This window comes from Pseudomonas sp. TE12508, from assembly GCF_056279485.1.
In genome coordinates, this window is record NZ_JBWCCN010000014.1 from 123,134 (window position 1) to 137,825 (window position 14,692).

Consider the following 14,692-nt stretch of genomic DNA (forward strand, 5'->3'; position numbering starts at 1 on the left):
GTACAACCATGACGACAGTCAGAAGCCAGCCCTCAATAGAACTGCACGCCGCTCAGCGCGACGAACTGGAAACTATCGAGAACCTGATGCAGTTCTACGTGTATGACTTCAGCGAATGGTTGCCGCTGAAACTCGGTGAACATGGCTTCTTCAACATCCAGCCCAAACAGAACTACTGGCGAAACCCGGCAACCAGGCCGTTTCTGATCAAGGTTGACGGCGAGCTTGCCGGTTTCGTGACCGTGGATAACGAAACCCATGTCGTCGGTGCGGAGTTCAACATCGGCTACTTTTTTGTCAGCCGCCGCTTTCGTGGCCAAGGCGTCGCGAAGTTTGTCGTCTCTGCCCTCTTGAACCGATTCCCCGGTCAATGGCAGATTTTCCACATCGATGCCAACCAGCCTGCGCGTCGGTTCTGGGCCAAGGTGATACCCGATCTCACGGGCTCAGCATTTACCGTGCATCAACTGGCAGTGGACGGCTACCCCTGCACCGTTTACCGCTTTAAAAGATCGCAGCCTTCGGCAGCTCCTACCCCGGCCCCGTAGGAGCTGCCGAAGGCTGCGATCCTGACGATTCCAGCACCGCCAAAGCTCTGCTGGTGCTAGCCACGCCGACTTTCTAATTCCAAAACCACTTTGTCCGACAATATGTAGTGAACAAAAATAATCACTACAAAACCGTTGACGCCTCCGATTTGCCCTTGCATGATGCAGACATCTCCCCGATCGGGAGTACAGGCAACACGTTTGAGCAAGCTCGTCTGACCGCCGAGCTGTTTTTCCCGGATACACGCTGCCCACAAGGCAGATTGAAGAAGCTGACCTGGCCTGAACGTCCAGTACAAAGGACGAGAAGCGCTGGCGATCAATCCTCATGAAGCTTGTGGCCGACCCTGAAAATGTCGGCAGTGGCCTCCAGGTTTTCGCTGCTTCTCTTCGTTGTGACGCTATTGCGTAGCAGTTATTCAACACGACTACATGCAACAGACGCGAGACCCCGTCGTATTGACGGCCGACCGCTGACGTCCTGGTTTCGGTGCCAGGGATCAACTAACCGATGGGCTACTTGTATTAGCGAATCAACTTTGAAAGATCACCAAATGGTCAAGGGGCTTACAATGAATCTGAACAATCAACCTACTATCGATGAACTGGCTCGCTTGTTCGCTGCGCAAAAAGACAGCCAGGACAGCCATATTCTGTGGATCAGCAAATCGGGCCAGGTCCATATCGACTGCCTGTCGCCCCATGCCCACGAAGAAGAGTTCGACCGGAACAACCAGAACCTGCTCGCCCGACTGAAGATGTACCGTCGCGGCCAGGGTTATGTCGGCAAGAAAGCCGCGGCCGACAAAGACTTCATCGGTAATGTGCTGCAAACGCTGAAACAGGCGTGGGCATCGATGCAGAACCAGAACGAAGTTCGGGTGATTGATCGGTTGTATTGATATCCCCCTCAGTAAAGAAAGAAGGCCCCGCTCGGAGTATCGAGCGGGGCCTTTTCGTTTGTTTCGTGCGCACCAAATAAAGCTATGGTTAACCGTATGTCCTGCTGGATCCCTGGAGGCTTGCGATGAACAGAATCCTGACATTCATAGTGTTGGCAATGGCCAATGTTGCCCACGCGAACACCCTCCCTGGCATTCCCTCATTCGATGTGGACTGCCCCGGTAAAGTCGTCGTCCATGCGGATCAGGACGGCCCGGTATTGATCAACAGTAAAGAGGCGGTAACCAAAGCCATCAACGATCGCCACTTCGAAGCCAGGGGTTCGGGCATCACGATCTCGATCATCCTCGCCGATGACGATTCGGTGACCGTGTCCTCCACCGGCAAGGCTCCCAATGGGCTGTGCCAATCAGTGGATGACTGACTTCGCCGACTCGACCGCAGCCGCGCCCAATACCAGATCCATGAAGGCCACCGACGCCGCACTGTGATAGTTGTTTTTGCGCCGAAGCAGCGCGGCCCCTCGGTTGGGCGCCGCCCCCTGCAGCGGAATTTTGCGCAATGCCCGTTCTGCGGTGGCGATGGGTTCCGGCAGGATGGTGGCCATCGGCGCGTGACGAATGACCTCCAACAGCGTACTCACCGAGTTCACCTCGATCGCCACTTTGGGCGTGATGTTCTGTTGCCGAAAATACCCGTCGATGGAGGATCGGGTGATGAAGTCCTGCGTTAGCAACGCGAAATCCAGTTGCGCCACTTCCTTTGGTGATAGCGGGTTCTGGCGCTCGTACAACGGATGACTGCGCCCGACCATCACGCCCAACGTCTCGACAAACGCCGGCAGGCACTCGATGTCGGGGCTTCTCACCGGGGTAAAGGCAATGGCGATATCCAACGAGTCATCGAGCAACCCGGCCTCGATGTCATCCATCGATAACTCGAAAATCTGCAGATGGATGTTCGCAAACTTCGCCACGTAGTCGCGCACCAACGGCCCCACCAGATACGCCATGAACGTTGGCGTCATGGCCAGTCGCAAACTGCCGCGGGACAAATCCTTCACGTCATGCAGCGCGCGTTTCCCTGCTTCAAGTTCCACCAGTACCCGACGGGCACTTTCGATATAGGCCAGCCCCGCATCGGTCGGCTTGACCGTGCGCGAGGTGCGGTCGAACAGGCTGACGCCGAGGGTTTCCTCCAGCTGCCGGATCTGCTGGGACAGCGTCGGTTGGGAGACATGCAACGCCTCGGCGGCGCGGGTGAAGCCGCCGTGGTCGGCGACTGCCAGCAAGTAGCGCAAATGTCGGAGCAGCATGGGGCACACCATCTATAGGCAAGACTTATGCGAAGCATTGTATATCGGTCTTGGACGCTATGGATCAATCGACCGAAGATGGCTGCACTTTCCAGCCACAACCGATAGGAGTCACACCATGCAACAGTCCCATGCTTACCAAGACCCGAGTCTGGCCCTGACCACTTCGATCCTCGATGCCAAGGCGCGCAAGCATCTGTCCTGGCAGGATCTGACCGATGGCACCGGCCTGGGCCTGGCCTATGTCACCGCCGCCCTGCTCGGCCAACATCCGCTGCCCGAAGCTGCCGCCAAGGTGATTGGCGAGAAACTCGAACTGGACGCCGACGCCGTGGCTCGCCTGCAGGTCATTCCGCTGCGCGGCAGCCTCTCGGGTATCCCGACCGACCCGACCATCTACCGTTTCTACGAAATGATCCAGATCTACGGCACCACGCTCAAAGCCCTGGTTCACGAGCAATTCGGCGACGGCATCATCAGCGCGATCAACTTCAAGCTGGACATGAAGAAAGTTGAAGACCCGGAAGGTGGTTCTCGCGCAGTGATTACCCTGGACGGCAAGTTCCTGCCATTGCGTCCGTTCTGAAATAGCCCGCACCAACTAATGCCAGTCAGTTAAGAATTTGAACACTGCCCCCTGTGGGAGCGAGCCTGCTCGCGATAGCGGCGGGTCAGCCAACATTGATGCTGAATGTACCGCCATCGCGAGCAGGCTCGCTCCCACAGGGATTGTGCCTAACTGACTGGCATTAGCCCCTTTCTCATTCATTGCAAGGAAGTCCGCCATGAAAGCCCTCATCGAAGGTTTATTGAAGTTCCAGAACGAAGCCTTCCCGCAACGTACCGACCTGTTCAAACACCTGGCCACCACCCAGCATCCCGGTACGTTGTTCATCACCTGCTCCGACAGCCGCGTAGTGCCGGAATTGTTGACCCAGCAAGAGCCCGGCGAACTGTTCGTGGTGCGCAATGCCGGCAATATCGTGCCCTCGTACAGTCCGCATCCCGGCGGTGTGTCGGCCACGGTCGAATATGCAGTCGCGGTATTGGGCGTGACGGACATCGTGATCTGTGGGCATTCGGACTGTGGCGCCATGACCGCCATCGCCCAGTGCACATGCATGGATCACCTGCCCGCCGTCAGTGGCTGGTTGCAACACGCCGAGTCGGCCAAGGTAATCAATGACTCCCGCCCTCACGCCAGCGACGCAGCCAAGGTAAGTTCGATGGTCCGGGAAAATGTCATCGCCCAACTGGCGAATATCCAGACTCACCCGAGCGTGCGTCTGGCCCAGGAAAAAGGCCGGCTGAATCTGCATGGTTGGGTTTATGACATCGAGACCGGCACCGTCGATGCGCTGGATGCCAGCCGGCGCAACTTCGTGTCTCTGGCCGAACATCCGGACACCTGTGCGGTGTATGGTCAAGCGGTCGAAGCCGCCTGAAGGTTTGGCGCAGCGTTACAAAATGGGCTGGCACGCGACTACGCCCGTCCACGGCTGCGAACAGGCATGACACTCACTGGATCACCATAGTCATTTGTCGTCTGACGAGGGTGGCCGACGCTCAGTGGTCTCTTCGGCATTCGGTGCTTCTGGAGAATGTCCTGGGGTGAACACGTGAGTGAGCAATTCGCTGGCATCGATATTGACGACACCAGGAACCGAACGGGCCAGAGCAACAGCCTGCTCACACTGCCTGTGAGTGTTGACGCGACCGCTCAATGCCACCGTGCCCGCATGGGTTTTGACATGGACATTCAGGCCGAGGGTGGTTTCGGCCAATGCCAGGGCAGACTTCACCCGGGCGGTAATCCACGTGTCGTGAACGACCGTTTCCAGACCATGAGAATAATGTTGAAAGGAATGAAGTTTCATGGCGCAACCCTCTCTGACGTAATCAGATGCGCTGTCCGTCCCCGCAGACACGGACACACATTAAGTATAGTGCGTGCCGTTGCCTGCGGTCGGGGGGCTGTCCCTGATGCCGGTAAGATATGAAGAGCGACGAATATCCTGTGGGAGCGGGCTTGCTCGCGAAGACGGCGGCACAGTCAACAATGATGTCGCCTGACACGCCGCTTTCGCGGGCAAGCCACGCTCCCACAGGTTTGCGCGGCTGTTCTGGAGTGCCGTCTCAGCGCTTGACCGACAGACTCGTCTGCGTCATGCGGCTACGGATGGTAAATACGCCATCCCCCGAGAGAATCGCGCTGCGCGCAAACAGGCGCCCACTCTCCCAGTTCGAAAGCCCCAGTTCCGGCTTGTTCAGCGCGTACTGACCGTCAACCCAGCGGGTAATCCCGTTGCCAACAAAAGGCGCGTTGACCGCGTTGTAGAAACGCTCCTGCGCCGGGGCATCTTCACTGATCAGCGACACGGTGAATTGCGGGCTGTAGCGGTTGAACAAGACGATGGCCTGGTCCAGGTCGTCGACGATCTTCAGGCTGACTTCCGGGGTTTCTTCCCATTCCCACTCGCGACCCAATTGATCCTCGGGCAGCGGTTCGGCCAACGCTTCGGTCTGATAGCCTTCGGCGCGGTACACCTCGACGCTAGCGGTCTGCCAATCGGCCGGCAAACAGGCCTCGCTCCCCTCGACGATATGCAACTTGCAGCCCTGGCCCCGAGCGGTGCCGGCCTGTTGCAGTGCATCGAGAAACAACGGCACCAGTTCGGCGGCGCGGTCGCGGTGGATCAGGCAGACGTTCAGGGTGTTGCAGACTTTGCGGTCCAGCGAGTTGCGCACCACGGCGGCAAAGCGCTGGGCATCAGCATCCTTGTCGGCGATCAGCCAGGCGCCACCGGTGCCGTGCAGGCTGACGGCCGTGCCGGCCTGTTGCGCGATGCTGCCCAACTGGCTGACCGCCCGTCCCGACCCACGGGCCACGGCCAATGACAGGCGCCGGTCGGCGAACATCGCCCAACCGGCGGCGTGATTGACGCTTTCCACTAGCGAAACTGCTCCGGTCGGCAATCCGGCGTCAGCCAGTGCCGGATTCAATGCATGGGTGACGATGGCCTGGGCGGTGCCCAACGCGTCGCTGCCAATGCGCAGCACTGCGGTGTTACCGGTGCGTAATACACCGGCGGCATCGGCAAAGACATTCGGTCGGCCTTCGAACACGAACGCGACGATGCCCAGCGGCGAGACCACTTGCTCGACTTTCCAGCCGTCGTGCTCGACGCAGCTCACGACCTTGCCGCGAGTGGCCGGTGCATCACGCCAGGCCCGCAGGCCGGCGATCATGTCGCCGCGCATGCGTTCATCGGCCAGCAACCGCGTGGTGGAACGCCCGCGCGCCTTGGCTCGCTCGATGTCGGCCAGGTTGGCGGCTGCAATCAGGGCCCAGCATTCCGGGGTTTCCAGGCGTTGTGCAAAGCGATCGAAGAATTCGCTGATGGCTTGGTCCGAAACGCTGGACATCGCGGCGAACGCCGCTTCGGCGCGCTCGATGGCGACCGCCGCCGCTTGCTGGTCCGCTACCGGGATCAGCAACAACTCGCCGCTGACCTGCTCCACCAGCAGATGGTCGCCGGGCTGAAAGCGCGCCGCCAGTTCGGGGCTGACGACAGTGACACGATTACCGGCAAAAGGGATTGGCGTGCCAGCGACTAGACGTTCGAGCGCAAGAGACATGAAACGGTTTCACCATGCAGGAGAGCGGCCAGAAAATGTATAGGAAAATCCATGAAGCGTCATTCACCGGGGCACACTGGCGGTTACTTTTTTGCCAGTCGAAATACATCTTGCTCCAGGCGATTGCTCCCCTGTTTGCGCCACGCGGCGTTTGCGTCATAGACCACCAGCAGCAAGGGCTCTTCTACGCCGGCGGTGCTGACAAAGGTCATTCCTTCGGCATGATCGCGGCCTTTATCCTCTCCTTGCCCATAAGGAACCTCCAGGGCCGGCGTCAGTTGTTCGCTGAAGACAAAACTTTCGTCTGTTGGTCTGGCGCCGTTGTGCCATCGAAACAAGCTGACAGGCCCGTCGAGGTTCATTGTCGGCCCGGCCAGGATCAACATGTCGTCACCATCGATGCATAAGTCCCTGACGCCGAGTCCATCCAGCTGGAGAAAATGCTTTCGGTATTTGCGCCCCTTGGGCCCTATTTTTTTCAGCGTCAGCGTGTGGACGGCCTTGGGATGGTCTTCGGGTTCGACCTCCAGAACAATGGTCCAGCCCCGCAGCACAGGCCCTCGCAACCCGATAAAAACCCGCTTGCCATTGACCTCGAGGCCTTCGGTATCGAACCCGTTGTCCTTACCGGGAATGTGCAGAAATGCCCCTATATGCTCGTCGTCCTTGAGTTCATCGAGCAATTCGTTACCCAGTTGATCGCCGGACAATTGGGCGGCAACTCGAGCATCGTTGATGGTGCTCTTTACCAAAGTGAACGTCCCGTTTTCTTCGACCACCGGAATCCGGGCCAGGAGAAAACGATTGCCATCGCGGCTGACAGTTGCCAGACGCTCGGCGTTTTTCTTCAGGGACTTGGTGCTATCGGGTTTTTTCCGTTTCAGGCTGTGAGACCCCACAACCCAGAGATACCCCGTGTCGCGGTCGTAGCTCATGCCTTCCAGGTCTGCCTCAACGAATTCTTCGCCAATCGTCGGGATGACCGGCAGCGCCAACAGGGACGCCAACGGGAATTGTTGGTGCTGATCAAACAGAAACTCGCCCGCACCGACGCGCTCACGCAAGGTGAAGCGCTCCAGGCTCAAGGATTCATCATTGGCGACCCACAGGGTGTCGCCAATCTGGACCACGGCAGACAAGCCTTTGCGCAAATGAGTGTCCGGGTCATTGAAGACTAGAAGCGCGGAACCGAAATTCACCATGAAGTCACCCGCCCCTTGAGTCAAAGAATGCCTGCTTCACGGTAGCGTTCATCGGACGCTAGTCAAGACAGGTCATCAGAACACCGACCAGCCAATCCGCTGACTCAACAACTCCAGCGCGGCCATGCCAGCCAGGGAGTTGCCGGCAGCGTTCAATTCCGGAGACCAGACGCACACCGTGAATTGCCCCGGCACCACCGCGACGATGCCACCGCCCACGCCGCTCTTGCCCGGCAGACCGACGCGATAGGCGAAATTGCCCGCTTCGTCGTACAGCCCGCTGGTGGCCATGATCGAGTTGACTTGCTGGGTCTGGCGGGCGCTGAGGATCTGTGCGCCGCTGTGTTTGCAGAAACCGTCGTTGGCCAGAAAACAGAACGTGCGGGCCAGATCCACGCAACTCATGCGCAGCGCGCAATGGCTGAAGTAGCTGCGCAGCACGGCTTCGACGTCGTTATGAAAGTTGCCGAACGATTGCATCAGATAAGCCATGGCCGCGTTGCGCGCGCGGTGCTGGTATTCCGACTCGGCGACCTTGCCGTCCACCATGACATTCGGGTTGCCGGACAAACGCCGGACAAAATCGCGCATCGACAACGCCGGCGCGGCAAAGCGTGATTGGTTGATGTCGCAGATCACCAGCGCGCCGGCGTTGATGAAGGGATTGCGCGGGCGCCCGCGCTCGAACTCCAGCTGCACCAGCGAGTTGAACGGCTGCCCGGACGGTTCGTGGCCCAGACGCTCCCAAATCGCTTCGCCGGAATGGTCGATGGCCTGCACCAGGCTGAACACCTTGGAAATACTCTGCACCGAGAACGGCGTGTCGGCGTCTCCGGCACAAAACAACTCGCCGTCATTGCCATACACGGCAATGCCCAACTGATTGGACGGCACGGTGCCGAGGGCGGGAATGTAGTCAGCCACTTTGCCCTGACCGATCAACGGTCGGACTGCGTCAAGGATCTCGTTCAACAGCGCTTGCATGCCGGGTTCCGAAGTCTCGCCCCATGGGATTGCGGGGACACTGTCCCTAGACGCCGCTGGTCGGGGCTGAATCACTTTTGTATGGGAATGTATCTGGCGCGCCCCGGGATACATGAACTTGCGCCGGGCGATCTTTCGGACATACCGCCTATACACCCGGTTGAAAAACTCCTGCTGTCCGCTGACCACCGGCAAAAACCGGGTCGGCCCATTGCTCAGGAGTGTTGTCATGATGACCCAAATTCCCCGTTACCACGGCTGGTCGTTGTTTGGCCTGCTGTCCTTGCTGGTGCTGGTGATGACCGGCCTGATTCTGTTGCTGAACCCGGATCTGGTGGAAGCCACCCGCAGCGCCATTCGCGCTACCGCGCGCACTTCGTTTGCACTGTTTCTCGCCGCGTTCACCGCCTCGGCCTTCGCGGTGCTGGTGCCCTCGCCTTTCACCCGTTCATTGGTGCGCGAACGACGCTTCATCGGCCTGGCCTTCGCGTTTTCCCACCTGGTGCACGCCCTCCTGATCTACAGCTATGGCCAACTGAACCCCGAGTTCTGGCCCGGCCGCACCACGGTCGGCAACATCCCGGGCTCGGTTGGTTACCTGTTCATTCTGCTGATGGCGCTGACCTCATTCAAAACCACGGCGCGACTGATCGGCCCCAAACCCTGGAAAGCCCTGCACGTCAGCGGCATGTGGGTGCTCGCGGCGGTGTTCACCTACTCCAACTTCAAACGCATCCCCATGAGCGCCTGGTACGGACTGCCGTTCGGTTTGATGTTTTCGGCGATCGTCGTTCGGCTGCTGGGCAAGATTGCGCTGAAGTACAAACGGGCGGTCAGAAACACGCTATTGACCGAATGAAACCCCATCAACACCAACATTCCCCTGTGGGAGCGGGCTTTTGTGGCGAGGGGGCTTGCCCCCGTTCGGCTGCGAAGCAGTCGTAAACCCGTTACATGCGGTTTGACTTTGAAATGCCGGGGCCGCTTCGCGACCCAACGGGGGCAAGCCCCCTCGCCACAAAAGCCCGCTCCCACAATGAATGCACCTGTCGATCAAACCCCGGAGCTAAAGCCCATGAACACCTCTCTCTCATCGGCCCTCAAAGGCCTGCACCTGAACCTCGACCGTGCCGGCAGCTGGATCGCCCCCCTGACCTTGCGGGTGTTTCTGGCCTGGGAATTTTTCGAGTCCGGCCTGGAAAAATGGAACGGTCAGAACTGGTTCGCCGACATCCAGAACCGCTTCCCGTTTCCCTTCAATCACTTGCCGGCCACGCTGAACTGGGAACTGGCGATGTGGGCCGAATTGATCTGTGCCCTCGCCCTGCTGGTGGGCCTGGGGACGCGGGTTTCGGTGGTTATTCTGACCGTGGTCACGATCGTCGCGACCGCTGCCGTTCACTGGCCGGCTGATTGGTCTACATTGAGTGAACTTGCCCAGGGTTATGCCATCAGCAATAAAGGCCACGGCAACTTCAAACTGCCGCTGATCTACCTCGCAGCCCTCATGCCGTTGCTGCTCTCGGGGGCCGGAAAGCTCAGCGTCGACGCGCTGCTGGCTCGATACTTCTGGCGGCGCAGTCACCGCTGATCCATCGGCGTCTCGATAACCCCTCCAACTTATATAAAGGAGCCATCATGAGCGTAACCACCCAATGGATCGAGATCACCAGCACCGAGGGCACCTTCGGCGCTTACCTGGCCATTCCCCACATCCGTAAAGGTCCGGGGATTGTGCTGATTCAGGAAATCTTCGGCGTCAACGAGCACATTCGCTCGGTCGCCGAGCAATACGCCGCCGACGGCTACCTGGTGATTGCGCCGGATCTGTTCTGGCGCCACGGCCACCGGACCGAACTGGGCTACGACGAAGCCGGCTGGAAACGCGCCGTCGAGCTGATGAACGCCACCGACACCCAAAAAGCGCAGGCCGACATCAAACTGGCCATTGACGCCCTGAAGGCTCATCCGGGGCTGGACGGCAGGATCGCGTCTATCGGTTTCTGCTTCGGTGGCATGCTGTCGTACAACACCGCGGCCAATGGTTTCGTCGACGTGGCGATCGCCTACTACGGCGGCGGCATTCAAAACCAACTGGATCGAGCCGGTGAAATCAAGGTGCCGATGCTGATGCACTTCGGCGAACAGGACAGCCACATCCCCATCGACGCCGTGAAGCAAATCGCCGAGCGTTTCGAGTTCAACGATGACGTCGATATCGAGGTGTATCCGGGGGCCGAACATGGCTTCAACTGCTCACACCGTGACAGCTACAACCAACGGGCGGCGGTCGAGGCGCATGGCAATACGTTGCTCTTTTTGAGTCAGAACCTCTGACCCCAAAAAGCCTGACGCTCGCACCCGCCGGGTTGGTTGAATGTCGCTTCGCCACGGCAAGCGCCAGGATGGTTGCGCCTATGCAATGAACTGTGACGTCGGCAACCCACAGCGTTCGCTGAAGTCCCTGCGCGCGGACTCCACGACAATGGGGGCACCACACGCGTAGATATGGCAGTGGCGCATATCTGGAAAGTCAGCCATGACCGCCTGATGTACGTTACCGCCGCGCCCGCTCCATTGATCCTCTGGTTGCGGATCGCTCAGCACAGGAGTGAACGACAGGCAGGGCATCATCTCCATGACGCGCGCCACCCATGACTTCAGGTAAAGATCGGCACCACAGCGACCGCCCCAGTAAAGGTGGACCGGATGTTGCGAACCGGTTTCAAGCAACGCTTCGATGATCGCCTTGATTGAACTGAACCCGGTCCCGGATGCCATCAAGATGATCGCCGAACCCGGGGCCTGCGGTTCGCCACGGTAATAGAGCTCCCCAAAGGGCCCCGCAATGGCCAGGCTGCCTGTCTTGCCACGGGTTTCCAGAACATTAGCAATGAACTGACTGCCCGTGACCTCCCGGACATGCACATCGATCGTGCTCGACGTGCATGTGCCGCTGGCAATGGAGAAGCTACGTCGTGAGCCGTCGGCCAATACCAGATCGATGTACTGGCCTGCTCGATAGGAAAAACTCTCGGCATCCAGTGCCAGCGTAATGCCGAGTATGTCCGTGGCGAGTCGGTTGACGTCCTGAATCTGGCACGCGATGAGTCCTTTCAAGTGTTGCTCCACTCTATGGTTTCAAGTTGGTTATCGGTCGAGGGTTACTCGTCCAGCGCCGGGTAGATGACGATCCCGTGGCCCGAGGCAGCCGAACCCTGCAGCGCAGGCAGAATCCTCTGAACCTGCCCCGTGGAAATGCTATGGGTGGTGATGATGATGTCGGTCAGGCCACCATCACCTTCATCCTGGAAAATGGCACTGACCGACACGTCGGCATGGGCAAAAATCGAACTGACTTCAGCCAGTACACCTACTTTGTCTTCAACCTTCATCCTGAAATAGAACCGGCTTTGCCTGGCGTCGACGGCAAGGTACTGCCGGGCCTTGATCGCGTTCCGTTTGAAGCCCATGTTCGGCAGACCTACGTAGTGGTCACCGCGCGAACCTTGCGCCAGATCAATCAGGTCTGCGAGTACCGCACTCGCGGTCTGCACACCACCGGCACCGGACCCGTAGAGGAAAGCGGAACCGAACAGGTCGCCGATCAACGCGATACCGTTCATGGAGCCATTGACATGCGCCAGCATGGAGGCATTAGGTACCAGCGTAGGGGCTACCGAAACCCACACTTGATCATCGTGCAACTGCGTCTGGGCAATGAGTCTGAGCTGATAGCCAAGCCGGGCAGCCGCGGCAATGTCGACGGCCTCAACCTCGGTGATGCCTTTGAAATTGACCGCGGTGAAATTGACTGGCACACCAAACGCCAGCGAAGAGAGCAAGGTGATTTTATGCGCCGCGTCTTCGCCATTCACGTCCAGGGTCGGATCCGCTTCGGCGTAGCCTTTTTGTTGGGCCTGGGCCAGCGCTTCGTTGAAAGAAGCACCGTGCTGACTCATTTGCGTCAGGATGTAGTTCGAGGTTCCGTTAAGAATGCCGATGATCGAGGTGACCCGATTGGCGGCTACCGACTCCTTCAGCGTTTTGATGATCGGGATGGAAACCGCCACGGCGCCTTCGAACAGGACGCTCACGCCCATTCGGTCGGCGAGTTCGAAGATGGCTTCACCATGATGAGCCAGCAAGGCCTTGTTGGCTGTAATGACGTGCTTCTTGTTGCTAATCGCACGCATCACCAGATCCTTGGCCAGCCCCGTGCCGCCAATGAGCTCGATGACGACATCGATAGCAGGATCGTCGACCACCGACCAACAGTCCGTGACGATCTCGCACCCCTCGGGCACATACCCTTCAGCTCGTGCCGCAGTGCGGGTGGCAACCTTGACGATCTCCAGCCGAACGTCGGTCTTGGACGCGATCAAGTCCCGATTCGACATGAACTTCTGTACCGTCGCCGAGGCCACGTTGCCGAATCCCAATACACCTATTTTCATGATTGCCTCACTCTGTTCGAAATCGTTCTTCAGGTACTCAACTACGGCGTCCTGCCGCTGTCATTGAGCAGTGGATTCAATAACGGTGCTGTCCCGATCACGTAGCCACTCGAGCATGTCGTCGGTCAAGGGGATATCCAGGTCGAACCCCTTGCCGGGAAGCTGACCGGTAAACCAGGTGGCATAGGTGGTTTCAAATGCAGGCTCAGCCATAAGCCGCTCCAGCTCGAAGTCGACTTCGGCCTGGAACATCGCATCGTCAAGGTGAATCATGAAACCGTAAGGCTCGGCACCGAGGCGATGTGGCAGCAGTTGCACGCTGGTAATAGCGGCGTCGAGCATCAGGGCTTTCAGGATGACCTCATCCGCCACCATGGCGTCGATCTGCTCATCCCGGCGAAAGCGCTCGAAGGCTGAAGAAATGTTGGCATAGCCGCAGAATCGATAGTCGACATTCGCGTCAGCCCATTCCATGAGCGCGGCATGGCTGGTCGAGCCCTGTATGCCGACGACCGTCATCGGTTTTCTCGGTTCACCAGCGCGCGTCAGGGCTGCATTCTTGACCAGAATCCGATGCGCCGTGAAAAAAATCGGTCTGCTGAAGCGGTTACTGTTTCTGCGCTCCGGCGTAATCGTAGTGGAGCCGCATTCGACATCGATGTGTCCGTCTTCAAGCAGCGCCAGACGTGTAGCAGACGTCACTTCAACAGCGCGAATTTCGCACGTGGCGATTCCATACCTGCGGGCAATACCGGTCAGGACCTGACGGAACAGATCCACCGAATAGCCGAGCGGTACGAATGGGGCATCGGTGCAATATGAGAAGGGTGGCGTGTGCCGCTGAAAACCGACTCGTATCACTCCTTCTTTGCGGATCTTCTCAAGGACAGATTGTGTCGGCATGGGTTTTCCCGGTGGCGATGATTCGTTTCATGTAGTCGATGATTTGTCGCTGAGCGCTCAATGGGTACAGATGACCTCCCGCAATCTCGGTCAATGCAAACGAGCCGGTAGTCAACCTCGCCCAGTTTTTCATGGCTTGCCGGTCCACAAGGCCGTCGTCGCGGCCATACAGGCAATGGACGTCCAGCGGATAAGGCCCTGGAGGCGTCCCCGCAAGTTCCCGATCCATCCAGTTCAGGTCATGCTCGAAGGTCAGACAGAACAGCGCCCGGACCTCTGGATGATCAAGCGCAACGGGATAAGGCTCGCCCATCCGCGCAAACCAGTCCCTCAGATCAGCGGTGGGCTTCAGCGCGCCAACGCGCCGAGGGTCGGGGGATTGCGCCGAAAGGATCAGTGTGGGGCGCACACCATAACGCTCCCACAAGATGCCTGCGACCGCCCAGACTATTGAGGCTCCCATACTGTGCCCGAATAGCACGAGTGCGCGCGGAGCGAGCCCCATCAGAGCCTCGGCGATTAGCGACGCGATGTACGTCAAGGGTTGTGTCAGCGACTCCTGGAGCCGATCCTCCCGCCCGGGCAACTGGACGCAAGCGAGTTTCACGCTATCGCCCAAAAGGCGATGCCAGTCCTTGAATACCGAGACACCCGCGCCTGCATGAGGAATGCAGACGAGTACGTCACGGGAGGCGGCATCTCTAACCCGCACCAGCCGGGAAGGATCCAGCGACATTGAGG

General features: G+C 58.9%; 17 protein-coding genes. 8 read left to right on the forward strand and 9 right to left on the reverse strand.

What is annotated here, in order from left to right; all coding sequences use genetic code 11:
- The first annotated feature begins 8 nt into the window (after positions 1-8).
- The 3 genes from ACZ9IM_RS19850 (at position 9) to ACZ9IM_RS19860 (ending at position 1,875) form a co-directional block, all read left to right on the forward strand.
- A complete protein-coding gene (locus tag ACZ9IM_RS19850) occupies positions 9-548 on the forward strand; it encodes a GNAT family N-acetyltransferase (RefSeq protein ID WP_476224778.1) in 540 nt (179 codons plus the stop codon).
- Positions 549-1,120: 572 nt separating this feature from the next.
- Entirely contained in the window at positions 1,121-1,450 is a 330-nt protein-coding gene (locus tag ACZ9IM_RS19855) for a hypothetical protein (RefSeq protein WP_008072022.1), read from the forward strand.
- 125 nt (positions 1,451-1,575) lie between these two features.
- Positions 1,576-1,875, forward strand: a complete 300-nt coding sequence (locus tag ACZ9IM_RS19860) for a hypothetical protein (protein ID WP_008072021.1) — start codon at positions 1,576-1,578, stop codon at positions 1,873-1,875.
- Here ACZ9IM_RS19860 and cynR read toward each other — a convergent pair.
- On the reverse strand, positions 1,861-2,766 hold the full coding sequence (gene cynR / locus ACZ9IM_RS19865; RefSeq protein WP_427623549.1) for a transcriptional regulator CynR: 906 nt from the start codon (positions 2,764-2,766) through the stop codon (positions 1,861-1,863). The genes ACZ9IM_RS19860 and cynR overlap by 15 nt on opposite strands.
- Positions 2,767-2,884: 118 nt before the next feature.
- Between cynR and cynS the strand changes: the two genes are divergently transcribed.
- Together cynS and ACZ9IM_RS19875 are read left to right on the forward strand one after the other, a co-directional pair.
- Positions 2,885-3,352: a cyanase gene (cynS, locus tag ACZ9IM_RS19870; protein WP_476224780.1), complete on the forward strand. Its 468-nt coding sequence runs from the start codon at positions 2,885-2,887 to the stop codon at positions 3,350-3,352.
- 199 nt (positions 3,353-3,551) lie between these two features.
- Positions 3,552-4,211, forward strand: coding sequence for a carbonic anhydrase (locus ACZ9IM_RS19875; protein WP_476224782.1), 660 nt, complete (start codon positions 3,552-3,554; stop codon positions 4,209-4,211).
- A 90-nt stretch (positions 4,212-4,301) separates the two neighbouring features.
- Here ACZ9IM_RS19875 and ACZ9IM_RS19880 read toward each other — a convergent pair whose 3' ends face one another.
- The 4 genes from ACZ9IM_RS19880 to glsB all read right to left on the reverse strand — a co-directional run bounded on the left by ACZ9IM_RS19880 (position 4,302) and on the right by glsB (position 8,591).
- The gene (locus ACZ9IM_RS19880; protein WP_427623547.1) at positions 4,302-4,643 is read right to left on the reverse strand and encodes a BON domain-containing protein; all 342 of its coding nucleotides are present in this window, start codon (positions 4,641-4,643) and stop codon (positions 4,302-4,304) included.
- Between the two features lie 259 nt (positions 4,644-4,902).
- The gene (locus ACZ9IM_RS19885; protein ID WP_476224783.1) at positions 4,903-6,405 is read right to left on the reverse strand and encodes an aldehyde dehydrogenase family protein; all 1,503 of its coding nucleotides are present in this window, start codon (positions 6,403-6,405) and stop codon (positions 4,903-4,905) included.
- A gap of 83 nt (positions 6,406-6,488) precedes the next feature.
- A complete protein-coding gene (locus tag ACZ9IM_RS19890; protein WP_476224785.1) occupies positions 6,489-7,607 on the reverse strand; it encodes a DUF3616 domain-containing protein in 1,119 nt (372 codons plus the stop codon).
- Positions 7,608-7,682: 75 nt separating this feature from the next.
- Complete coding sequence (glsB, locus tag ACZ9IM_RS19895) at positions 7,683-8,591, reverse strand: glutaminase B (RefSeq protein ID WP_052962965.1); 909 nt, start codon at positions 8,589-8,591, stop codon at positions 7,683-7,685.
- 229 nt (positions 8,592-8,820) lie between these two features.
- Here glsB and ACZ9IM_RS19900 point away from each other — a divergent pair, with 229 nt between their 5' ends.
- The 3 genes from ACZ9IM_RS19900 to ACZ9IM_RS19910 all read left to right on the forward strand — a co-directional run bounded on the left by ACZ9IM_RS19900 (position 8,821) and on the right by ACZ9IM_RS19910 (position 10,928).
- Positions 8,821-9,450, forward strand: a complete 630-nt coding sequence (locus ACZ9IM_RS19900) for a hypothetical protein (protein WP_476224787.1) — start codon at positions 8,821-8,823, stop codon at positions 9,448-9,450.
- Between the two features lie 216 nt (positions 9,451-9,666).
- Positions 9,667-10,182, forward strand: coding sequence for an HvfX family Cu-binding RiPP maturation protein (locus ACZ9IM_RS19905; RefSeq protein WP_427623540.1), 516 nt, complete (start codon positions 9,667-9,669; stop codon positions 10,180-10,182).
- A 47-nt stretch (positions 10,183-10,229) separates the two neighbouring features.
- Positions 10,230-10,928 (forward strand): dienelactone hydrolase family protein, encoded by a 699-nt coding sequence (locus tag ACZ9IM_RS19910; protein ID WP_427623539.1) that lies wholly within the window; start codon positions 10,230-10,232, stop codon positions 10,926-10,928.
- A 78-nt stretch (positions 10,929-11,006) separates the two neighbouring features.
- Here the strand turns inward: ACZ9IM_RS19910 and ACZ9IM_RS19915 are convergent, their stop codons facing one another.
- From ACZ9IM_RS19915 to ACZ9IM_RS19930, 4 genes are read right to left on the reverse strand one after another with little or no spacing between them, the layout of a single operon-like run.
- A complete protein-coding gene (locus ACZ9IM_RS19915; RefSeq protein ID WP_427623538.1) occupies positions 11,007-11,711 on the reverse strand; it encodes an FAD-binding oxidoreductase in 705 nt (234 codons plus the stop codon).
- Between the two features lie 44 nt (positions 11,712-11,755).
- Entirely contained in the window at positions 11,756-13,048 is a 1,293-nt protein-coding gene (locus tag ACZ9IM_RS19920; RefSeq protein WP_427623536.1) for a homoserine dehydrogenase, read from the reverse strand.
- 60 nt (positions 13,049-13,108) lie between these two features.
- Positions 13,109-13,951 (reverse strand): transporter substrate-binding domain-containing protein, encoded by an 843-nt coding sequence (locus ACZ9IM_RS19925; RefSeq protein WP_476224791.1) that lies wholly within the window; start codon positions 13,949-13,951, stop codon positions 13,109-13,111.
- On the reverse strand, positions 13,929-14,687 hold the full coding sequence (locus ACZ9IM_RS19930; RefSeq protein ID WP_476224793.1) for a thioesterase II family protein: 759 nt from the start codon (positions 14,685-14,687) through the stop codon (positions 13,929-13,931). Before ACZ9IM_RS19930 ends, ACZ9IM_RS19925 begins: the two co-directional genes overlap by 23 nt.
- Positions 14,688-14,692: the final 5 nt, after the last annotated feature.